Raw genomic sequence first — 21,249 nt, forward strand, 5'->3', positions numbered from 1 at the left:
TTGCTAAGATTTAGTGATGATCAATCCGGAAATTTTCGCCAGCGTATAAGCACCAATAGCCATAGCCAGATCGCGGACTGCTACATCCAGATAGCTACCACTTGCTAATAAAGTTAAAGCAATCAACACCAACCAGGCACTAACCAGGTAAGCTCCCTTTTGAGGATTTAGGAATACCCATATACCAGCTGCAATTTCAATTACGCCAACAATCATCATAAATACATGATCACTAAAAGGCAGCATGGAATTTAAGCCTGGGTTAAGATACTTCGTCCAATCGGTTAAAAGATTCGTAAACTTATCAGCACCGGCAACTATTGGTATTAAACCGTAGGTGAATTTTAAGAGTGTTTGAATGTTTTTGATTTCTTTTATTTCAGCTTCCATGATTTTGGTTTTTATAGATTAGAGACAGGCTATTAAAAAAGGGTTACAAAATATTATTGCTGTGTCTGAATTTAAGATCAAACATTCATGAGAAGTTCGAAAATGAGAAAGATGCCAATCAATACTTAGCTGCTTGGCGTTGGAAAGATGGAGAAATTAAATGTCCTCATTTTAATCATCATGACTATTATGTATTTTCCGATAGGATTAGCATGTGATCTGTAATCATGGAAAAGATCAATATGCACCCTAAAAGAGCTTTACACGGTATTTATATTCAGGTAAGTAAAAACATTTGCAAAAATATCTGGATGAGTTTAGACATCCATTCTAAAATAGGCGTTATCTTAGACCGTATGGAGTGTAGACTAAAATATAAAGACTTAATAGCATGAGTAAAAATAAAGTGTTAGAATTTCAAGGCCATAAGATTACAATAACTAAAATTAATGAGGAAGATTATTTCAGCTTAACTGAAATGGCTAAAAATTTTGGAGGCAATGATCAAATTAAAAACTGGATAAGAACTCGACAAACTATAGAATTTTTAGGAACATGGGAAGCTATAAATAATCCAGATTTTAACATGGTGGGTTTACACCATGTTAGATTAGATACTATGTCAGAAAGATTTATTATCTCTCCTACACAATGGATTGAAAGAACAAAGTTATACTGCAAAGGCATGGAAAGAAGCCAATCCATCTTTAGCATTAACTAATGCAAATCCTAGAGACTACGCAAGTATAAATGAGTTAGCCGTATTGTCAAGCTTAGAAAGCATCCATTCAATGCTAATTCAGCAAGGAGTTGATAAACAAAATAGGCTAAATATTTTACGAAAAATGGCTCAAGAGCAATTAAAAAACTTAAACAAGTTGGATTTAATGAAGTCTATTAAAAAACAGAGTGACATAACTTATTTAACGGATAAAAAGGATATAGATAAGCCTAAGTTTTAATAGGGCTATCTTAGTATAATTTGTTTACCATTATTTACGAATCTGAAGTAGCCATGATCGAAACTTTAACCGATGAAACCATAGTGCAAAGGGTGTTAGATGGAGAAAAGAACTTATATGAACTATTGATGCGAAAATTTAACCCGCAATTATATAGGATCAGTATGTCTATCATTAATGATGATAAGGAAGCTGAAGACATCATGCAGATTACCTATGTGAATGCATACCGCCAATTGGTAAATTTTAAGCACCAATCGAGTTTTGGCACATGGATCACCAGGATATTGATCAATGAAAGCTTATTGCATAAAAAAAGGAAATTGAAACAGGAAAAAAGACTAATGGAAAACAAGTATAATGACCTGAACAATGAAACCCCACTAAAAAACCTCGTGAACAAGGAATTAAAAACAATCCTGGAAAAAGCAGTTGCTACGCTTCCTGAGAAGTACAGGCTGGTATTTGTCATGCGTGAAGTACAGGGAATGAGCACCAATGAAACCATGGAAGCACTTGAGCTTGGCGAATCCAATGTAAAAATCCGCTTAACGAGGGCCAAAGAGATGCTCCGCTCCGAGCTAAACAATTATCATCAGCTGTACGAATTCAACCTTGTCCGCTGTGATGCTGTAGTTAACTATGTAATGCAAGCGATAAAGTAATTTATAGCTGCAAAATTCTTAAATTGGCGGCCTCAACTTACAATCGTTTGAAAAGAAAGAATCCTATTGCAGTAAACCTGTACATGGCTCTGGCCTATCGCTTCCTGATCATCATGGAGCTCTATACCCTGTGTCGCATCGCATTTTACGCCTTTAACCATACACTGTTCCAGCACATCACGCTGTCCAAATACCTGTATATATTATGGGGCGGACTAAAGTTTGATGTAGCGGCACTGATCTATATCAATGCCATATTTATTTTTTTACATCTGCTTCCCATTCCTTATAAATATAACAATGGTTATCAACGGTTTTGCAAATGGCTTTTCATCATTAGCAACAGCATTGGCATTATGGCCAACTTTGCCGACTTTGCTTATTATAAATATACCCTAAAAAGAACTACAGCTACCGTTTTTACCCAGTTTAGCAATGAGCAAAATAAGTTTAAACTATTGGTAGATTTTTTAAGTGATTACTGGTATCTGATCATACTGTATGCTGCCTTTATCTGGTTCTTCATCAGGCTTTACGATATGGTTAGCGTTAAAAAAGAAAGTCGTTTTAAATGGCCAGCTTACCTTTTACAAACCGTTATTATGGCAGTCGTTGCGGTGTTCTGTATTGTGGGTGTACGCGGTGGCTGGGGATCTGAAACCAGGCCAATTACCTTAAGTAATGCCGGCGAATTTGTAGAAACACCGGATCAAATGAGCCTGGTCCTGAACACACCGTTTTGCATATTCAGAACCCTTAAATCATCAAAACTGAAGCCCGTAGATTATTACGACGAAAAGACTTTAAACTCCATTTACAATCCAATTCATCAGCCCGCTGATACAGCTGCTTTTAAAAAGCTAAATGTTGTTTTTCTCATCATCGAAAGTTTGGGAAAAGAGCATATTGGTGGTTTAAATAAAGATTTAATGGACGGAAAATATAAAGGATACACCCCTTTTATTGATTCGCTGGTTACCCAGAGTTTTACCTTTACCCATACTTATGCTAATGGGCGAAAATCTATTGATGCCTTGCCATCAGTAATTTCAGGAATACCGTCTATACGCGAGCCTTTTGTCCTTTCGGTCTACTCGGGAAATAAAACAACGAGTATTGCCAAGCTTTTGGGCGATGAAGGATATGAGACTGCTTTTTTCCATGGTGCACCTAATGGCTCGATGGGCTTTTCATCTTACACGCACTTAGCCGGAATTAAGCATTATTTCGGACTAAATGAGTACAAAAATCGTGGGGACTTTGATGGTACCTGGGGAATTTGGGACGATCCATTCATGCAATATATGGCGCATACAATGAATACGTTTAAACAGCCTTTCTTCTCGGCTTTTTTCTCTGTATCCTCCCACCACCCTTTCAAGGTACCGGAAAAATATGTGGGTAAATTCCCTAAAGGACCGCTTCCAGTACAAGAAGTATTAGGTTATACAGATATGGCCCTACGCAATTTCTTTAAAACGGCGTCGACCATGCCATGGTATAAAAACACTTTATTTGTATTGTGTGCAGACCATGCCACTGTATCTTATTTTCCGGAGTATCAAACCACGCCTGGCTATTTCTCTATTCCCATCCTCCTATATTATCCTGGTGGAAATTTAAAAGGAAAAGCAGACAAAATAGTGCAGCAAATCGACATTATGCCTACTGTTTTAAATTATCTGAATTATAATAAACCTTATTTTGCCCTGGGTTTTGATGCTTTCGATAAGAACCCGGATAACTTTGCGGTAAACAACAATGATGGCACTTTTAGCTTTTATCAGGGAGATTATCTCCTGATCAATGATGGAAAGGTGAACCTTTCATTATATAATTTAAAAACCGACAGGCTCACTAAAAACAACATACTGGAAAAAGAACCTTTAGTTGCCCAAAAGATGGAGAAATACCTGAAAGCTTTTATACAGCAATACAACAACAGGATGATTGAAAATAAACTAACAGCAAAATAGTTACATGCGTAAATTTCTGTTAAAAATTATTGACTTCTTTTACCCTCCTTTTTCTACCTGGCTGCCTTTACATACATTCAGGTATCTGGTATCAGGAGGTACTACTGCTGCCTCCGGAATTGTGAGCTATTATATTGCGTACAACTGGGTTTTGCATCAGGAGAATATTCATGTTGATTTTCCATTTCTACCGAAACTGGTTACTGCGCACTCTGCGGCCCTAATCATTAGTACTTTCATCAGTTTTTTAATTGGTTTTACCTTAAATAAATACCTGGTCTTCACCAAGTCCAACTTAAAAGGAAGAATACAGATGTTTAGATATGCTGCTGTGTTGGCTGTCAATTTTGGACTTAATCTTGCTATGCTAAAATATATGGTCGAAGGATTGCATTTCTATCCATCCTTATCACAAGCCTTCATTACCTTTACCTTATCACTGTGTAGTTATTTTCTGCAAAAACATTTCACCTTCAGCGTAAAAAAACATCCCTAGCAAATTTCATATCAGGGTCATTGCAATGCTTTTTATTTGTTTAACGTTCCCGATAGCCCTATCTTTATCAAATTAAAACAAAGGTTTAAGATGAGTGATTTTAATGACTTCAATAATTCGCAGGTAGCTAAACTACCAAGGCATTTAAGGCAGTTTATTGTTGAGCAGCACTACGAAAAATATACGCCGGTAGATCAGGCGGTTTGGCGTTATGTAATGCGCCAGAATTATAGTTATTTAAAACACGTCGCATTTTATCCTTATATCAAAGGTCTGCAACGTGCAGGTTTAAGCATCGAGCATATTCCTGATCTGCAAACCATGAACGACAACCTCGGCAAAATAGGTTGGGGTGCAGTTACTGTGGATGGTTTCATCCCTCCTGCTGCATTTATGGAATACCAGGCTTACCGTGTGCTGGTGATTGCTGCGGATATTCGTCAGATCAATCATATTGAATACACACCAGCACCCGATATTATTCATGAGTCGGCCGGTCATGCACCAATCATTGCAGATATAGACTATAACCACTACCTCAGCTATTTTGGTTCTATAGGTGCTAAAGCTATGTTCTCTTCAAAAGATTTTGAATTGTATGAGTGCATCCGCAACCTTTCTATTTTAAAAGAGGCCGTTGATGCCCCTCCTGAAGACATTGCAAGGGCTGAAAAACAGCTGCAACATATTTCTGAAAACATGGGCGAGCCATCCGAAATGGCTTTGTTGAGCAGATTGCATTGGTGGACGGTAGAATACGGTTTAATAGGCACACTGGAAGACCCTAAAATTTATGGTGCCGGATTACTCTCTTCAATTGGCGAAAGCGCCAGTTGCATGAGTGAAAATGTAAAAAAACTGTGGTACAATATAGATACCCTCAATTACAGTTACGACATTACTAAACCGCAGCCGCAGTTATTTGTAACGGAGAACTTCCAAAACCTGATTAATGTTTTAGAACAATTTGCAGATACAATGGCCTTTAGAAAAGGGGGAACAGAAAGTATCATCAAAGCCATTGAATGTAAAAATCCGGCAACAGCAGTATATAGCTCTGGCCTACAGGTAACCGGAGTATTTACAGATATGGGCATTGATGGTAACGACGCCCTTACTTTTATAAAAACGACAGGCCCATCGGCCATTGCCATCAACAACAAACAGCTAGACGGACATGGTAAGTTTTACCATAAAGATGGCTTCTCCTCACCAGTAGGAAGATTGAAAGATCAGACTACTGCCCTTGAAGATTTGAGCCTTGGGCAATTAAAAGAACTTGGAATTGTTAGCGGTAAACGTGCAGATTTAACTTTTGAAAGTGGCATCCATATCACTGGATTGGTTAAAAAAATCCTACATCATGGAGAAAAGATCATATTAATCACCTTTGAGGATTGCACAGTTAAAGAAGGTAATGGAAATGTGCTTTTCCAGCCGGAATGGGGAATCTATGATATGGCTGTAGGTGAGTCTATCATTTCTGTATTTAATGGAGCGGCAGATAAAGAAGCTTACGAAGAAATCACACACATCAGTGATAAACAAACGCATAAAGTAGTTTACGATGAGAAAACCCGGAAGCTGCATGCCATCTACAGAGCGGTACGCCTGATCAGGGAAAACGGGAAAAATCAGGAACAATTACCTGCTTTATTTGAAGAACTGAAAACGGAACACCGTCATGACTGGCTTTCGGCTATGGAAATTCTGGAAATCTTGTACCATAAACAACTTTACCCTGAACTGGAAAAAGAAGTCCGCAATTACCTGGAACTTAAATCAGCAAATGAAGCGGATCATACCAAATTAATTAACGATGGCTTACATGTTATCGAAAATCCGGTTACCCAATTGATCAACAAAGAATAAGTACTAAATGAATATTGTATTGACTGGCGCCAGCAGTGGAATTGGCTTTGAAACCGCTCTGGAATTTACCCTTAATAAAGATAATAAAGTAGTTTGTATTGCCAGATCGGCAGACAAACTACGAAAGTTGCTTGAAATTGCTAAAGGCATTACCCCCGACTGCACTTTACTTCCGGTAGAATTTGATATTGTAAATGATGATTATGCAGCATTAGTTCCCTTTCTTAAAGAAAAATTGGGTAATATAGATATCCTGATCAACAATGCAGGGGCATTGATCAACAAGCCATTTTCCGAAACCAGTGCTGCGGATATGGCGAATATGTTTGAAAGCAATGTTCTTGGACATTTTAACATGATCCAGAATTTACTTCCATTAATGGGCAGTGGCAGCCATATTGTAAACATTGGCAGTATGGGTGGCTTTCAGGGCAGTATAAAATTCCCCGGACTATCGGCCTATTCGGCCAGTAAAGCGGCCTTACATACCTTAACAGAATGCCTGGCTTTCGAATTGCAGGAAACAGGAATTAAGATCAATTGTCTGGCTCTTGGTTCGGCACAAACAGAAATGCTGGAACAAGCATTTCCGGGTTATCAATCTCCTGTTCTGGCCTTCGAAATGGGTAAGTATGTCGCTGATTTTGCACGTACCGGTCATAAGTTTTTCAACGGAAAAATCCTTCCTGTGGCAGTAACAACGCCATAACCAACAAGTTATCAACAAATCTGGGGCTAAAGTATAATTTTAATATCTTTATCCCCATTGATATGAAGAGACTTCCTATTGTTTTCTATTTTCTATTTATTACTGTGTTTGCAGCTAAATCGCAAACCACGGTCCCTGTGCAATATCAACAACTGGTCAACAAATTAGCTGTACAGAATCCTGAAACTGAGATCAAAAAAACAGAGTCACCAAACCGTTTGCTTGATTTTGCAAAATCGATGCTTGGCATCCGTTACCGGTCTGCCTCCAGCAATCCCAACAGGGGGTTTGATTGCTCAGGTTTTGTAAACTATGTGTTTAGTAATTTCGGATTTAAGGTACCCCGCTCGTCCAGAGAATTTGCTACAAGCGGGGAGTCCAAAAAGTTAGAGGATGCCAAAATCGGAGATGTGATCTTGTTTACCGGAACAAACAGCAGATCCCGAACTCCGGGGCATGTTGGAATTATTTATTCTATAAAGGGCGACGAGGTTAAATTCATCCATTCCTCTTCCGGAAACGCTAAAGGTGTTACCATTTCCAGTTTAGATGAAGGCTTTTACAAAAAACGTTTTCTAAAGGTGGTTAGCATCTTATAACAATACCAGCCTTAAAGCATCATTTACATTCCCTTTACTTAACCATTGTTTAGCCAGCTCATGCAGCTCGCGTTCCCGATTAGTTGCATCTCCAATAGTTGCATCTAATATATCCTTTACTTCAGCATTGTTTTTTATCGCATCAATTTCCTCATCAGTGGGTAGCTGTTCGATATTACCAAGCATTCCAAGGTCATTTCCCGTAAGCACTTTCGAGTTTCGCACTCCTTTAGGTAAAGCATCTACGCCTATTCCTAAGGTGGTTAATGGCTTAGCTACCTTGAATAAATTCTCTGCGGTGACCCGACAATACCAATCGCCACCTAAACGGGCTACCAGGTCTATCTTTGCCTGGTCTATTTTTCCATCCTCATCTAAAATATCTTCATTGATGTGAATGAGCTTAACTTCAGCAAGGATCAAATTTCCTGCACCGGGGTTCTCACCCAGATGGATCACTTCCCTTACCACACATTCCATCTGTACAGGCGCTTCGGCTACCCTTGGCGGCTTAACCAATTGTGAAGGCAACATGGTGAAACCTGCCTTTTCAAACTCATTTACACCCTTTCCATATTCGGTACTTGCCAAACTTGTTTGCTGTACCATTGCATAATTAACAATATTGATCACACATTCTTTAACCTCCAGTACATTCTCTAAAGTATGTTTGGTGGTATTGTCGCGCACCCTCCTTGCCGGCGAAAAAACACACAGTGGCGGATTGGTGCTAAACATATTAAAAAAACTGAATGGGCTTAGATTAATGTTCCCGGCCTGATCTATGGTTGTAGCAAAACAAATTGGTCTTGGCGCAATGGCATACTGCATATAATTCTGCAATTGCGCCGGAGTTAATTCTGACGTATTTATGGTCAACATTCTCTATTTTTTTAAGGCAAGAATAGAAAAGTCAGTATCTGCTTTACGAATGGTATTGCTTAAATGCCCCAGGCCTGTGATCTCCATTTCTACCACATCACCATCCTGTAACCATTGCGGTTTAAAATTGGCATCATTTAATAAGCCGGTACCATTTAATTCAAGGAAACAGCCTGTACCTACTGTACCCGAACCGATTACATCTCCAGGCAAAATATCTACGCCATAAGCGCAACGCTCAATAATTTCGGCAAATGTCCAGTCCATATCGGCCATATTACCTGCCGACACCTGAACACCATTAACCGTACAAGTCATTTTTAAATCGTAAGCATTTCCTTTATGTCCTGCTTTGGCAGTAGTTTTATAAGCTTCCAATTCATCTGGAGTAACCAACCATGGTCCAATTACGGTAGAAAAATCTTTTCCTTTCGCAGGCCCGAGATTTAAAAGCATTTCTTCCATCTGAAGTGTCCTGGCGCTCATATCATTCATCACCATATACCCGGCAATGTAGCTATCTGCCTCTGCAGCTGTAATGTTACGTCCTTTTTTACCGATTACTACGGCTACTTCCAATTCAAAATCAAGCTTTTGGAAATGGTCGGGCATACACTCAATTTCACCGGGTCCCTGGATGGCATTGTGATTGGTAAAATAGAAAATAGGATATTGATCAAACTCAGCAATCATATCTACTTTACGGTTTCTACGTGCAGCAGCTACATGTTGGCGGAAGGCATAACCATCGCGGCAAGAAGCAGGATGAGGAACCGGTGCCAGTAGTTCAAAAAAAGCTTCCTCTTTTGCTTCTATTTCTCTGGATTTAATTTGTGCATCTACTTTCTTTGCGCGCTCCATCAATACCTCACCACCTTGTAAAAAGGCATTCATTTCATCAGGTATTTGCTTATCGCATGAGTTTAGATTATAAATATGTCCGTCTACAAAAACACCAAGGTGTTCTCTATCTTCTGTTTTATAGGATACCAGCTTCATATATCAGTATTTTTTATTTTTAAGTAGTTGTCCAAAGCTATATAAAATTAAACAAATGCCCTATAATAATCACCGAAGTTAAAGTAGAATGGTAGCAATCAGAAAGCCTACGGCAATAGTTACAGTTACTGTAGTTAAGCCTGCAGGCATAAAGGAGTGATTGATTAAAAACCGGCCTATCTTGGTTGTACCAGTCCTGTCAAATCCCATGGCAGCTACCAATGTTGGGTAGCTTGGGATTACAAAATCACCATTCACCGCCGGAAACATTGCAATTAATGCAGGCGCCGGGATACCTAAGCCAATCCCCAATGGCATCAATGCCCTTACTGTGGCAGCCTGGCTAAACAAAAGAATAGACATTACAAATAACGCGATCGCAAAAGTCCAGGGATGTTGAGTCACAAATTCACTTAAATGTGTTTCAAAGAAAGGCATATGCGCCTGTAAATAAGTATCACTCATCCATGCCACACCAAATATGCAGACTACAGCCTCGCCTCCAGACCTGAAAATACTGGATTGAGAGACCTTTGTAGCCGGGATCTTTGAAACAAAGACAATTGCTGCGGCAGCTGCAAGCATCAGCAGTTCTATCATTTCTACCATTCGCATGGTCTCCATCTTGCCATCAGTAAGAAAAGAAGGGCGGAGTGCAGGAACTGCGGCAAACAATACAACGCTCAATACAGCAAGCAGAAACACATATACCGACCTTTTGGCTTCGGTACTAAAAATCCGCGCTGTTTTTTGATCTGCCGGATCACCATCCAGCAACTTTACAAATTCAGGATCTTTTAATCGTTCCAGAAACTCAGGGTCTTTCATGAGATCTTTCCCCTGCCTGCTTGCCACAAGTGCCCCTGCAAGTACGCCAATGATGGTTGCGGGAATAGCAACAATAAGTATATGTGTGAGTTCGTAACCTTTCGGAGCCAATAAGGCAGTGAGCGCTACTGTAGCGGCAGAAATCGGACTTGCCGTAATGGCCATATGGGCGGCAATTACTGAAATACTAAGCGGTCGCTCCGGTCGCACTCTTTTCTTGGTGGCTACCTCCGCAATAATAGGAAGCAAGGAATAAATAATGTGTGCAGTCCCTGCAACAAGGGTAAATGTATAAGTAACCAATGGTCCGAGCCAGGTAATGTGATTCGGATTTTTACGTAATATTTTTTCAGCGATGCTCACCATATAATCCATTCCACCTGCAGCCTGCAATGCTGCCGCAGCCGTAACTACCGACAGAATGATTAACATCACATCTATTGGCGGTGTAGTTGGCTTTAAGCCAAAACCTAAAGAAAATATCAGTAAACCTACAGCACCCATCACGCCCAGCCCTACCCCCTTCATTCGCGCACCTACCAATATCAGCAAAATTAAAACTGCCAGTTGTATCCAAATCATGGTATAATTTATTTATATTTTAAATATTCTTATTAAGAAGGCTTAAATATATAATTAATTTCAATAAAGCAATTCATGTAACATTTATAGCTAAATAACATTTCTCAAAATAATATCTGCTTTATTATTTTGGTTAATACTGGATTAAATACTTAATTTAGCAGGCATAATAGAAAATGATAAGCAGCTGTTTCACATATCAAAATCAAGTAGCCACGCAAGCCCTGGCTGCATTTAGGTATGCTATGCTTTCTAAAATCATTTTCGCCCAGTATTCCTTATAGCATTTTCTCTTTTAATGCCATTTGGTAAAACGTTTTCGTCGTTTTATCGTTATTACCTTATTATTCTAACCAATTAACTGACATGTTGCTATGCCTATATATCATACATTAGGATCTATCCCTCCTAAACGCCATACGGTTTTTCGTAAACCGGACGGAAAACTATACGCCGAAGAACTGGTTTCGACAGAGGGGTTTTCAAGTTTATATTCTCTTGTTTACCATTGTCACCCGCCCACCATTGTGAAAGCCCTGGGCGAGCCTTATTCTGTTGAGCCTAAAATAGCAAGGGAAAAGCATTTAAAACATACGAGTCTGATCGGCTTCAACATTAAGCCGGAAGATGATTATTTAAAAAGTCGCAAACCGGTATTGGTAAATAGCGACCTCCACATTTCATTGGCCGCGCCAAGAAAATCTATGACTGATTATTTTTATAAGAACAGTCAGGCTGATGAGGTGATCTTTATCCATGAGGGTTCGGGAACGCTAAAAACAGGATTCGGGAAAATCTATTTTAAATATGGTGATTACCTGGTGATTCCAAGGGGAACCATTTACCAGATGGAGTTTAACGATGAGAAAAACAGGTTATTCATTGTAGAGAGCTTTAGTCCGATACGCACACCAAAACGTTACAGAAATGCTTTTGGACAATTAGAAGAGCATTCTCCATTTTGCGAAAGAGACATCCGACGTCCGCAAGACCTGGAAACAATTGATGAATACGGTGATTTTAAAGTCCTCATAAAAAAACAAGGCATCATGTATCCTTATACTTATGGTACGCATCCTTTTGATTTTGTGGGATGGGATGGTTTTCATTATCCATGGGCATTTTCTATCCATGATTTTGAACCCATTACCGGCAGGTTACATCAGCCTCCTCCGGTTCACCAGACTTTTGAAGGACATAACTTTGTAATCTGTTCATTTGTACCACGCAAATATGATTATCACCCACTGTCTATCCCTGCTCCTTATAACCATAGCAATGTAGATAGTGATGAGGTATTGTATTATGTTGATGGTGATTTTATGAGCAGAAAAAGTGTGGTAAAAGGACAGATCACATTGCATCCGGGAGGTATACCGCATGGACCGCATCCGGGAACGGTAGAGAAATCGATTGGAAAGGAAAGCACTGAGGAGCTGGCCGTAATGATTGACCCTTTCCGCCCGTTGATGTTAACGGAAGATGCGGTAAGTATTGAGGATGAAAGCTATCATAAGAGCTGGCAGGAGAATGTCGAGTAAGGGAAAAAATACAGATGCTATTCGCTTCCTCAAACTTTTTGCGGAAGGGCAAAAATTTTGCATGTCAGCTCATAGCACTGAATTTTTTACGGTACACGACAGAAAGCAGTAAGTAACAAAAAGCAGAGCAGAGAAAATAGTAGAGTGATTAGGTGCAGAGAGACGAAAGAGAACTAACTAACTTATTATTATAGAGAATTAAAATGTCAACACAAACATTTGCCGAAAAGATTGCCAAAGCGCAGGATTTTCTTCCGATAAATGGAACAGATTATATCGAATTTTATGTGGGTAATGCCAAGCAGGCTGCCCACTATTACAAAACAGCCTTTGGTTTCCGGTCGCTCGCTTATGCAGGTCCGGAAACCGGGGTGCGCGACCGTGCTTCTTATGTATTGAAACAGGGAAAGATCAGGTTAGTATTGACCACTGCATTAAAATCTGATAGCCCAATTGCTGAGCATGTAAAATTACATGGTGATGGAGTTAAGATCCTGGCACTTTGGGTAGATGATGCTTATAGTGCATTTGAGGAAACTACGAAACGTGGTGGAAGGCCTTATATGGAGCCTGTTACGCTGAGTGATGAGCATGGTGAAGTTCGCATGTCGGGCATTTACACCTATGGTGAAACGGTACATATGTTTATTGAGCGCAAGAATTATAAAGGTTCTTTTTTACCGGGCTATAGGGATTGGACAAGTGATTATAACCCTACTGAAACCGGATTATTATACATAGACCATTGTGTGGGTAATGTGGGCTGGAACAGGATGAATGAAACGGTGAAATGGTATGAGGATGTGATGGGTTTTGTGAATATCCTTTCATTTGATGACAAGCAAATCAACACGGAATATTCGGCATTGATGAGTAAGGTAATGAGCAATGGAAATGGCTTCTCAAAATTTCCTATTAATGAGCCGGCCGAGGGGAAAAAGAAATCGCAGATTGAAGAATACTTAGAATTTTACGAAGGCGAAGGGGTGCAACACATTGCTGTAGCTACAAAAGATATTTTGACTACAGTAAAGGAATTAAAAGCTCGAGGGGTTGAGTTTTTAAGTGCACCCCCTGAAGCCTATTACAATATGATGCCAGAAAGAGTTGGCGAAATTGATGAACAAATTGATCAGCTTAAGGAGCTGGGTATATTGGTAGATTGTGACGAAGAGGGTTATTTATTGCAGATTTTCACAAAACCTGTTGAAGATCGCCCAACCTTGTTTTTCGAAATCATTCAGCGCAAGGGTGCCCAATCATTCGGCGCCGGTAATTTTAAAGCCTTATTTGAGTCTTTAGAACGCGAACAGGAACTAAGAGGGAACTTATAAAACCTCTTTTTCATTTAAAAACTGAGCGGGCAATCTTTATAAGGTTGTCCGTTTTTTATTTGTTCCACATCGATGATTTAAAAAAAATAGTTATTTTCGAACCTTTAGGCAATATGCGGGGAATGGAAATCAACATACTTAACAGATCTAAGCTTTTTTTCATCCGTTTTGGCGACGCTTTTAAGCTATTCCAAAAAAATGATCCCCTGCGTTTGGCGGGTGCTACGGCCTTCTTTACCAATTTCGCCCTCCCTCCGATTCTCTTAATTCTGATCCGCTTATTCGGCTTTTTTATTGACAGAAAAGTACTGGCAAGACGTATTTTCGAGCGATTAGCGAATATTTTAGACGATAGCAGTACCTTACAAATCCGGCAAACGCTAAAAAACATAAGGGGTATAGATCAGCATTGGTATGCTACCTTTTTGAGTTTTGCCTTTTTCCTTTTTGTAGCCACCACCCTATTTAATGTCATTAAAAACTCTATGGACCAGATCTGGTCGATTGGCATTAAGGAGCATTCGGGCTTTATGTTTAAAATGAAACTACGGGGCCGCTCTATGGTGATTATATTACTGGCTGGAATCCTGTTTGTTGTGGGTTTACTGACAGACAGTGTGCAAGGCTTTATCAGTACTTATGTAAACACCGCTTCGCCCACCTTTGGAAAGATGTTCTTATCTGCACTGAATCAGCTTTTATTTATTGCAATCGTTACCACCTGGTTTTCTGTCCTTTTCAAATTTCTAACCAATGGAAGGCCTACCTGGAGTGCTGCTATTGGTGGGGGTGTACTAACAGGTATCTTATTTACCATAGGAAAATACATCTTGCGTGTACTGCTTCCATTAAGTGGAATTGGCAATGTTTACGGTACTTCGGGTTCTATCGTATTGATTATGCTGTTTGTCTTTTATTCTTCCTTTATATTTTACTTCGGCGCCTGCTATGTGAAAATCCTGAGTGACGAAAAAGAGACTCCCATACGACCTATTAAAGGCGCATTTAATTACGAGATCAAGGAAGTCATAAGAAATACCTGAAGCAGCTGATTACCGGAATGCAATCTGTTCAAAACCATGCATTTCAAATACGGCCAACTTATTGAGCAGGTTGTAATGTAAGGTCCCGAAAAAGTTGACAATGCCATCTTTATTCTTACCCTCAATACAAATACTTTCTTTTACAATCTCCTTGTGTTTTAAATACTGTTCTGAAAGTATTGTCTCTTCATCCTGTATGGTCACATCCGCAGCATCAATTGAAAACTGTTTCAGGAGCTCCGAAAAGCTTTTTCCATTTAAAAGCAACTCTTTAATTTTCATAGCTGTATTATTTGTTTATAATTGGTTATGAAGCTATCATTCACATGATGGTTTCATAGCAGCCCATAATTAAGTAAGGAGCAATAGGACATCAATTATAGCGCCAAAAAGAAAGGGTAAATAGCTACTATTTACCCTTTTACACATAATGTTGAAAACTTTTTCTTGTTAGAACAGCTTGTAAGCCAGGCCAAATGTAAATAAGTTAAGTTTCGTATCGTTGTAGCCGTCTTTTCCTATTTTTGAAAGGCCTGCTTCATATCTCAAATCAAAACCAATTTTACCTATATCCAGACCTGCGCCAAACTGCCAGGCAAAGTTTTGTCCTTTAAAACGTCCCTTAAATACGTTGCTTGCTGCATTGCTAAAAGACTGATCATCACTTAAAACAAATGATGCAACTGGTCCTGTGTTTAAACGAATACCTACACCTGCAGCACCTATTTTTGTTCCTACCAATACCGGTACATCCAGACTGGTAAAGTTTACTTTATTTTCTGCACCCGAGTTGTCTTTCAAGGTAGTATTCTTACCGCTCAAATATAACTCCGGCTGCAAATGAATGCCTGCTGCACCGATACGTGCCCAGAAACCACCATAATAACCGGCTCTGTTATCACTGCTAAAAGTACTTTCTGTACTTAATTTAGAAAGGTTAGTTCCTGCCTTAAGTCCAAACTGGAAGCTTGGCAATACCTGACTAAATGCGGCCAGATTTAATGAGATCAACAACGCGGATAAAATTATTTTTTTCATATCAGGGATAAGTTTATGATTAAATTTTCTATGTAAAACTAAGAATATTTTCCAATTGAAAAGTAAATTACGTAGTTTTATATTTACACCAATTATAATGCTCCAATTACTTTCAGCGAGGGTCACCATGTTTATCAATTTGAATGGATTTCAATTTTAATTCGTACGCCATTACGTTAATTTTTTGCGGTATTATTACTCTTTTTCTTTCTTACCATTTATTTGGAAAAAAAGGTGAAACGGTCCGCTTGTTTGGTCTCATGCTACTGTCTAATGCCATTTGGTCATTGGGCTATGGCTTTGAACTCGCCAGCAGTTCATTGAGTCAGATCCGTTTTTTCATCGATGTGGAGTACCTCGGAATTACGACCTTACCGGTAAACTGGTTTTTATTTTGTCTGCAATTGGCGGGTAAAGATTGCTGGTACAAAAAGCCGGTAAACCTGGCAGCCTTACTCAGTATATCTGTCATCACCGTTTTATTGGTCTGGACAAATGATTATCATCATTTACAATACCGAAGCCTGACTATCGACCGTACCGGCCCATTCCCTACGCTGGTCATAGTACCTGGCATTTGGTACAGGTGTTTTACGGTTTATTTCTACCTGCTTATGGCGGCAGGGAGTTACCTCATTCTTTCTACCTTTCGAAAAGCAGACCCTATTTACAGAAGACAAAACTATACTATATTTTTTGCGGCCTTAATTCCCTGGTTGGTTAACCTTGCTTACTTACTGGGTCTTCGTCCATTTGATAATCTCGACCTTACTCCTTTTGCATTTATTGTAGCCATCTCTTTGATTTCCATGGCTATTTATCGATTTAAATTATTCGATGTTATCCCTGTTGCCAGAGAAAAAGTACTGGACCTGATTCATGATGGATACCTGGTTTTAGATGGCAAAAACAGGGTAATTGATTGCAACATGGCTTTCAAAAAATATCTTCCCAAGGATAAACAAGATAAGATCATTGGGGAACAAATCGGGTCCTTGTTTCCGCAACAAGATGAGCTGCTCAACTTCCTGAAAAATCGACATTCAGGAAAAATCGAAATAAAAGTCCAGACTCGAAAGGCTACATTCGACCTGGAGGCAGACATCATGTATCTGAACCACAACCAACTGGGTAATGAAGCTACAGTTATCAAATTTCAAGACCTGACCGCGATAAGGGAGGAGGCTTTAAAATCGAAACAGCAAACGGAAGAACTTAAAAAGCTAAATCAGTTAAAAGACAGGATATTTTCGATCATTGCACACGACCTTAGAGGGCCACTTGTAAACCTGTCTGAAGTGTTAAAAATGATCGATACAGATATGATCACCGTTGAGGAGTTCAAAGCGCTTTCGCCAAAACTGAGCCGGGATATTCTTTACACCACGGATCTTTTAGAGAATATTTTACATTGGTCGAGAAGCCAGCTCAAAGGCTATGGGATTAACAAAACGCATTTCGAATTGAGGAATATGATCATCAATGAAGTGAACTACCATTTACCTTCGGCTGCGATAAAACGCATTCAAATCCTGGATGATGTATTTCCGGGTATGATTGTCTATGCAGATATGCTCATGATACAGATTGTGGTTCGAAATATTTTAAACAACTCTATTAAATTTTGTAATGAAGACTGCGAAATACACATTACCGCAGTTTATAGTGAACAACATAAAATGATGCTATCTATTGAAGACAATGGAATGGGTATGTCTAAAGAAGCACTAAAAATGCTCTTTAACGGCACGAGTGTTTCTACAAGGGGCACCATGAATGAAAAGGGTACCGGTCTTGGTTTGGTCATCTGTAAAGATTTTATGGAACGAAACAACGGGAAAATGGAAGTCAGCAGCGAAATTGGTAAAGGCACCAAATTCCAGCTTTTTCTGCCTATTGACCCTTCATAGCCGCCTGCTCTTTCAGGGCATCTACATTGTTCTTATCCCCAAAATTATTGGTTTTATCTTCAAAATATTCCAGGATTGACCCAATGGTATCCAGGTTGTCTGCTACCCTTTGGTGCATATCGGAAAGATCCTTATCCAATCTTTTATCCCCCAGCTCTATATTGTCGACTTCAATTTTCCCTATTTTCTGAATAATTGCCTGTTGCGAGTGTTGTAAATCGCCCAACTCTCTCACAATCTTCTCCATTAATTCAAACTTCTTCAAAGTATCCATAGCTCATTTCCTTTTAAAACCAACCTTCTATTTACTAGTTAATGAACCAATTATCCTATCAATATGTTTTAATTTTTGGTAGTACCTGTTGTTTTTGCTAATTTTCCGACCTATGAAGAAGCTTTTCTTTTTATTTTTTCTGTGCCTCATTTATCAATTGACGCAGGCACAAACAGCGGATCATTTAGATCCTGAAAAACTGCTAAATTACTACCAGGCACAACAATATGCCGAAGCGGCTCAATACCTTCAAGACACTTATACTGACAGCACAGATGTAAGTAAATTAAAACAACTGGCCTATGCCAACCTTATGGCAGGCAAACTACCTGAAGCTTCAGGATTTTATCTGAAAGTGTTAAAAACAGACAGCAACAATTTCAATGCTTATAAACAATTGGCAAAACTGGAAAGCAACCTTCAAAGCCCTTCAAAAAAAGCATACCTGTTAAAGGCAAATGGATTAAATCCACAGGATGCCGAAGTGGCCATACAACTGGCCGACCTGTATTTTAAAAGCAATCAATTTAATAAAGCCGAAGAAACCTTGAACCTGGCCCTGTCGGCCGACAGTACTAACCTCCTGTTGTTAAATGCAAAAATGCCGGTCAGCATGGCCTTGAAAAAATACCCTGAAGCAATAAAAGCAGGAAAACAACTGCTGGCTGCAACCAATGGCCCAACTGAAAATCTACTTTTCCAGATGGCATTGTCTTATCGTGGTGCCAGGGATTATAAAACTGCCACTACTTATTTACAGAGGGCCATAAAAGAAGGCATTTCGCCAAAGATAGCTTCTTATTATGGGCTATTAGGTGATTCGTATGAAAACCTAAACCAAAATAAAGAAGCACTTGAAGTCTACAAAAAAGGTCTTTTATTCGAAAACAATGGCAGCTTATATTACAACATTGCCTTGCTTTACGAGGACAAGCTGAACGATAAAAAGAATGCCATCGGCTATTACACGCAATATTTAAACAGTATCAAAGATCCTGAGAAACAAAGACGCCATGTTGCCTACATCAAAAATAAGATTGAAGAATTAAAAAGGTAATTAGCGGTTGACGAGTCTGGCTACGTATTTACCAATAATATCAAATTCAATGTTCACCGTATCTCCAACATTTACCTCATGTAAATTGGTGTGTTCATGCGTATAGGGAATGATGAAAACTGAAAACTCGTCTTTTTCGGAGCCTACAACGGTTAAACTAATTCCGTTGATACATACGGAGCCTTTCTCTACCGTAACATTGCCATTAGTTGCATCGTATTTAAAACGGTATTCCCAACTGCCATCCAGTTCTGCTATTTTAACACATATAGCGGTTTGATCTACATGGCCCTGAACAATATGGCCGTCTAACCTGCCATTCATCAACATGCACCGTTCCAGGTTAACTTTGCTACCCACTTTCAGGTATTGCATATTGCTCTTTTCCAATGTTTCCTGAATCGCGGTAACCGTATGTGTACCTTCTGTTAGTGCAACTACGGTTAAACAAACCCCGTTGTGTGCTACACTCTGGTCTATTTTCAATTCGTTGCTAATTGCCGATTGAATGGTAAAATGTAAATTCGTACCGTCTTTTTTTATATTTTTAACTTCCCCAAGTGTTTCTATTATCCCTGTAAACATATCAATTTCACTATTTATTTAACCTGTTTTTTCTCCAGTTGCCTGCACTTTGCGGCAAGACTTGTTGCTGCTTCGTTACGCCTTGTTTTTTAAATGACAGGGCTCCAAAAATTGCGACCATCAAAGCTTCCTCCTCATTTTCAACTTTCAGGCTGTTTGCATTAAAGTATTTGGTCACGAAGTGCGTATCAAATTTACCTGTTTTAAAAGCCTCATGTTGCATTACAAATTTACCAAAGCTCAGGGTAGTTTGTATGCCGGTGATCTGGTATTCATCAATTGCACGAACCATGCGTTCCATGGCCTCTTCCCTATCCTTACCATAAGTAATTAACTTGGCAATCATCGGATCGTAATAGATTGGGATTTCCATGCCTTGTTCAAAACCATCGTCAACCCTAACCCCATTACCTTTAGGCGTTTTATAAGTCTGCAAAGTACCGATATCGGGAAGGAAATTATTTTCAGGATCTTCTGCATATACCCGCAATTCTATGGCATGTCCCTTAATTTCCAGGTCTTCCTGCTGATAAGCAAGCTTTTCGCCACGGGCAATTTTAATCTGTTCTTTTACCAGGTCCAGGCCCGTAATCATTTCCGTTACCGGGTGTTCTACCTGCAAGCGGGTATTCATCTCCAGGAAGAAAAAATCGAGGTTTTCATCGAGGATAAACTCTACCGTTCCTGCTCCCACATAATTTACAGATCTGGCCACATCCACTGCGCATTTGCCCATTTTGTTTCGGATTTCGGCCGTCAAAATGCTAGAAGGAGCTTCTTCAATTACTTTCTGGTGCCTCCGCTGGATGGAGCATTCACGTTCAAAAAGGTGAACGATATTTCCGTGGGTATCTCCAAGTACCTGTATTTCTATGTGTCGTGGTGAAGAAACATAGCGTTCTATAAAAACGGAGCCATCGCCAAAGGCAGACTGCGCTTCGCTTACTGCCAATTGCATTTGCTCTTCAAAATCGGCTACCTGTTCTACCACCCGCATTCCCTTACCCCCACCACCGGCAGCAGCTTTAATTAAGATCGGGAATCCAACTTCTACCGCTCTTAACTTGGCTTCTTCTATATCTGTAATAGCTTCTTCCGTACCCGGAACCATCGGAATTTTATATTTTAGTGCTGCAGCTTTGGCCGAGAGCTTATTGCCCATGATCTCCATTGCTTCTGGTGTAGGGCCTATCAATATCAGTCCGGATGCTTTTACCAATCTTGCAAAACCTGCATTTTCTGATAAGAAGCCATAGCCGGGATGGATGGCTTCTGCTCCAGTAAGTTTGCAGGCCTCAATAATCTTTTCACCAACCAGGTAAGATTGGTTAGAGGGTGCCGGGCCAATACATACTGCTTCATCGGCATACAATACATGTAAAGATTGTCGATCTGCTTCTGAATATACGGCAACGGTTTTTATTCCCATTTCTCTGGCTGAACGCATGATACGCAATGCGATTTCGCCCCGATTGGCTATAAGAATTTTCTTCATTAGATGGATGAA

General features: G+C 39.6%; 21 protein-coding genes. 12 read left to right on the plus strand and 9 right to left on the minus strand.

Going from position 1 to position 21,249, the window contains the following annotated elements:
* Positions 1-3 precede the first annotated feature (3 nt).
* Complete coding sequence (locus tag P0Y49_16415; GenBank protein WEK18375.1) at positions 4-390, minus strand: hypothetical protein; 387 nt, start codon at positions 388-390, stop codon at positions 4-6.
* Between the two features lie 391 nt (positions 391-781).
* Here P0Y49_16415 and P0Y49_16420 point away from each other — a divergent pair, with 391 nt between their 5' ends.
* The 7 genes from P0Y49_16420 to P0Y49_16450 all read left to right on the plus strand — a co-directional run bounded on the left by P0Y49_16420 (position 782) and on the right by P0Y49_16450 (position 7,669).
* Positions 782-1,111 (plus strand): KilA-N domain-containing protein, encoded by a 330-nt coding sequence (locus P0Y49_16420; GenBank protein WEK18376.1) that lies wholly within the window; start codon positions 782-784, stop codon positions 1,109-1,111.
* A 294-nt stretch (positions 1,112-1,405) separates the two neighbouring features.
* Positions 1,406-2,017: a sigma-70 family RNA polymerase sigma factor gene (locus tag P0Y49_16425; GenBank protein WEK18377.1), complete on the plus strand. Its 612-nt coding sequence runs from the start codon at positions 1,406-1,408 to the stop codon at positions 2,015-2,017.
* 83 nt (positions 2,018-2,100) lie between these two features.
* Positions 2,101-3,993, plus strand: a complete 1,893-nt coding sequence (locus P0Y49_16430) for a sulfatase-like hydrolase/transferase (protein ID WEK21805.1) — start codon at positions 2,101-2,103, stop codon at positions 3,991-3,993.
* A gap of 4 nt (positions 3,994-3,997) precedes the next feature.
* Positions 3,998-4,489 (plus strand): GtrA family protein, encoded by a 492-nt coding sequence (locus P0Y49_16435; GenBank protein ID WEK18378.1) that lies wholly within the window; start codon positions 3,998-4,000, stop codon positions 4,487-4,489.
* Between the two features lie 90 nt (positions 4,490-4,579).
* Positions 4,580-6,361: an aromatic amino acid hydroxylase gene (locus P0Y49_16440; GenBank protein WEK18379.1), complete on the plus strand. Its 1,782-nt coding sequence runs from the start codon at positions 4,580-4,582 to the stop codon at positions 6,359-6,361.
* Positions 6,362-6,368: 7 nt separating this feature from the next.
* Complete coding sequence (locus P0Y49_16445; GenBank protein WEK18380.1) at positions 6,369-7,070, plus strand: SDR family NAD(P)-dependent oxidoreductase; 702 nt, start codon at positions 6,369-6,371, stop codon at positions 7,068-7,070.
* 62 nt (positions 7,071-7,132) lie between these two features.
* On the plus strand, positions 7,133-7,669 hold the full coding sequence (locus tag P0Y49_16450) for a C40 family peptidase (protein ID WEK18381.1): 537 nt from the start codon (positions 7,133-7,135) through the stop codon (positions 7,667-7,669).
* On the opposite strand, the gene P0Y49_16455 is transcribed toward P0Y49_16450, so the two are convergent.
* The 3 genes from P0Y49_16455 to P0Y49_16465 form a co-directional block, all read right to left on the minus strand.
* Positions 7,664-8,551 (minus strand): flavin reductase family protein, encoded by an 888-nt coding sequence (locus P0Y49_16455; GenBank protein ID WEK18382.1) that lies wholly within the window; start codon positions 8,549-8,551, stop codon positions 7,664-7,666. The two genes, P0Y49_16450 and P0Y49_16455, sit on opposite strands and share 6 nt — an antisense overlap.
* A 3-nt stretch (positions 8,552-8,554) precedes the next feature.
* A complete protein-coding gene (locus P0Y49_16460) occupies positions 8,555-9,550 on the minus strand; it encodes a fumarylacetoacetate hydrolase family protein (GenBank protein WEK18383.1) in 996 nt (331 codons plus the stop codon).
* A 78-nt stretch (positions 9,551-9,628) separates the two neighbouring features.
* Complete coding sequence (locus P0Y49_16465) at positions 9,629-10,960, minus strand: anaerobic C4-dicarboxylate transporter (GenBank protein WEK18384.1); 1,332 nt, start codon at positions 10,958-10,960, stop codon at positions 9,629-9,631.
* Between the two features lie 374 nt (positions 10,961-11,334).
* Between P0Y49_16465 and P0Y49_16470 the strand changes: the two genes are divergently transcribed.
* From P0Y49_16470 to P0Y49_16480, 3 genes are all read left to right on the plus strand, one after another.
* Positions 11,335-12,501, plus strand: a complete 1,167-nt coding sequence (locus tag P0Y49_16470; GenBank protein WEK18385.1) for a homogentisate 1,2-dioxygenase — start codon at positions 11,335-11,337, stop codon at positions 12,499-12,501.
* Between the two features lie 203 nt (positions 12,502-12,704).
* Positions 12,705-13,835 carry a 4-hydroxyphenylpyruvate dioxygenase gene (hppD, locus tag P0Y49_16475; protein ID WEK18386.1) on the plus strand — a complete coding sequence of 377 codons (1,131 nt, stop codon included), beginning with the start codon at positions 12,705-12,707 and terminating at the stop codon, positions 13,833-13,835.
* A gap of 122 nt (positions 13,836-13,957) precedes the next feature.
* Entirely contained in the window at positions 13,958-14,878 is a 921-nt protein-coding gene (locus P0Y49_16480) for a YihY/virulence factor BrkB family protein (GenBank protein ID WEK18387.1), read from the plus strand.
* A 9-nt stretch (positions 14,879-14,887) separates the two neighbouring features.
* On the opposite strand, the gene P0Y49_16485 is transcribed toward P0Y49_16480, so the two are convergent.
* Both P0Y49_16485 and P0Y49_16490 read right to left on the minus strand, forming a co-directional pair.
* Positions 14,888-15,160 (minus strand): hypothetical protein, encoded by a 273-nt coding sequence (locus tag P0Y49_16485; GenBank protein ID WEK18388.1) that lies wholly within the window; start codon positions 15,158-15,160, stop codon positions 14,888-14,890.
* Between the two features lie 168 nt (positions 15,161-15,328).
* A complete protein-coding gene (locus tag P0Y49_16490; GenBank protein WEK18389.1) occupies positions 15,329-15,916 on the minus strand; it encodes a porin family protein in 588 nt (195 codons plus the stop codon).
* A gap of 143 nt (positions 15,917-16,059) precedes the next feature.
* On the opposite strand from P0Y49_16490, the gene P0Y49_16495 reads away from it, so the two are divergent.
* Positions 16,060-17,826 (plus strand): histidine kinase N-terminal 7TM domain-containing protein, encoded by a 1,767-nt coding sequence (locus tag P0Y49_16495; GenBank protein ID WEK18390.1) that lies wholly within the window; start codon positions 16,060-16,062, stop codon positions 17,824-17,826.
* Here P0Y49_16495 and P0Y49_16500 read toward each other — a convergent pair.
* On the minus strand, positions 17,810-18,100 hold the full coding sequence (locus P0Y49_16500) for a hypothetical protein (GenBank protein ID WEK18391.1): 291 nt from the start codon (positions 18,098-18,100) through the stop codon (positions 17,810-17,812). The genes P0Y49_16495 and P0Y49_16500 overlap by 17 nt on opposite strands.
* 112 nt (positions 18,101-18,212) lie before the next feature.
* Between P0Y49_16500 and P0Y49_16505 the strand changes: the two genes are divergently transcribed.
* On the plus strand, positions 18,213-19,157 hold the full coding sequence (locus P0Y49_16505; protein WEK18392.1) for a tetratricopeptide repeat protein: 945 nt from the start codon (positions 18,213-18,215) through the stop codon (positions 19,155-19,157).
* Here the strand turns inward: P0Y49_16505 and P0Y49_16510 are convergent, their stop codons facing one another.
* Complete coding sequence (locus tag P0Y49_16510; GenBank protein ID WEK18393.1) at positions 19,158-19,742, minus strand: riboflavin synthase; 585 nt, start codon at positions 19,740-19,742, stop codon at positions 19,158-19,160.
* 10 nt (positions 19,743-19,752) lie between these two features.
* Positions 19,753-21,237 (minus strand): acetyl-CoA carboxylase biotin carboxylase subunit, encoded by a 1,485-nt coding sequence (accC, locus tag P0Y49_16515; GenBank protein WEK18394.1) that lies wholly within the window; start codon positions 21,235-21,237, stop codon positions 19,753-19,755.
* Between the last annotated feature and the right edge of the window lie 12 nt (positions 21,238-21,249).

Origin of the sequence: Candidatus Pedobacter colombiensis, assembly GCA_029202485.1 — a bacterium.
In the GTDB taxonomy this organism is placed as follows: domain Bacteria; phylum Bacteroidota; class Bacteroidia; order Sphingobacteriales; family Sphingobacteriaceae; genus Pedobacter; species Pedobacter colombiensis.

What these genes read in the sequence shown, in the direction of transcription:
- P0Y49_16415 (WEK18375.1), bottom strand. Translation starts at nt 390, where the DNA reads ATGGAAGCTGAAATAAAAGAAATCAAAAACATTCAAACACTCTTAAAA.
- P0Y49_16420 (WEK18376.1), top strand. Translation starts at nt 782, where the DNA reads ATGAGTAAAAATAAAGTGTTAGAATTTCAAGGCCATAAGATTACAATA.
- P0Y49_16425 (WEK18377.1), top strand. Translation starts at nt 1,406, where the DNA reads ATGATCGAAACTTTAACCGATGAAACCATAGTGCAAAGGGTGTTAGAT.
- P0Y49_16430 (WEK21805.1), top strand. Translation starts at nt 2,101, where the DNA reads ATGGCTCTGGCCTATCGCTTCCTGATCATCATGGAGCTCTATACCCTG.
- P0Y49_16435 (WEK18378.1), top strand. Translation starts at nt 3,998, where the DNA reads ATGCGTAAATTTCTGTTAAAAATTATTGACTTCTTTTACCCTCCTTTT.
- P0Y49_16440 (WEK18379.1), top strand. Translation starts at nt 4,580, where the DNA reads ATGAGTGATTTTAATGACTTCAATAATTCGCAGGTAGCTAAACTACCA.
- P0Y49_16445 (WEK18380.1), top strand. Translation starts at nt 6,369, where the DNA reads ATGAATATTGTATTGACTGGCGCCAGCAGTGGAATTGGCTTTGAAACC.
- P0Y49_16450 (WEK18381.1), top strand. Translation starts at nt 7,133, where the DNA reads ATGAAGAGACTTCCTATTGTTTTCTATTTTCTATTTATTACTGTGTTT.
- P0Y49_16455 (WEK18382.1), bottom strand. Translation starts at nt 8,551, where the DNA reads ATGTTGACCATAAATACGTCAGAATTAACTCCGGCGCAATTGCAGAAT.
- P0Y49_16460 (WEK18383.1), bottom strand. Translation starts at nt 9,550, where the DNA reads ATGAAGCTGGTATCCTATAAAACAGAAGATAGAGAACACCTTGGTGTT.
- P0Y49_16465 (WEK18384.1), bottom strand. Translation starts at nt 10,960, where the DNA reads ATGATTTGGATACAACTGGCAGTTTTAATTTTGCTGATATTGGTAGGT.
- P0Y49_16470 (WEK18385.1), top strand. Translation starts at nt 11,335, where the DNA reads ATGCCTATATATCATACATTAGGATCTATCCCTCCTAAACGCCATACG.
- hppD (WEK18386.1), top strand. Translation starts at nt 12,705, where the DNA reads ATGTCAACACAAACATTTGCCGAAAAGATTGCCAAAGCGCAGGATTTT.
- P0Y49_16480 (WEK18387.1), top strand. Translation starts at nt 13,958, where the DNA reads ATGGAAATCAACATACTTAACAGATCTAAGCTTTTTTTCATCCGTTTT.
- P0Y49_16485 (WEK18388.1), bottom strand. Translation starts at nt 15,160, where the DNA reads ATGAAAATTAAAGAGTTGCTTTTAAATGGAAAAAGCTTTTCGGAGCTC.
- P0Y49_16490 (WEK18389.1), bottom strand. Translation starts at nt 15,916, where the DNA reads ATGAAAAAAATAATTTTATCCGCGTTGTTGATCTCATTAAATCTGGCC.
- P0Y49_16495 (WEK18390.1), top strand. Translation starts at nt 16,060, where the DNA reads ATGGATTTCAATTTTAATTCGTACGCCATTACGTTAATTTTTTGCGGT.
- P0Y49_16500 (WEK18391.1), bottom strand. Translation starts at nt 18,100, where the DNA reads ATGGATACTTTGAAGAAGTTTGAATTAATGGAGAAGATTGTGAGAGAG.
- P0Y49_16505 (WEK18392.1), top strand. Translation starts at nt 18,213, where the DNA reads ATGAAGAAGCTTTTCTTTTTATTTTTTCTGTGCCTCATTTATCAATTG.
- P0Y49_16510 (WEK18393.1), bottom strand. Translation starts at nt 19,742, where the DNA reads ATGTTTACAGGGATAATAGAAACACTTGGGGAAGTTAAAAATATAAAA.
- accC (WEK18394.1), bottom strand. Translation starts at nt 21,237, where the DNA reads ATGAAGAAAATTCTTATAGCCAATCGGGGCGAAATCGCATTGCGTATC.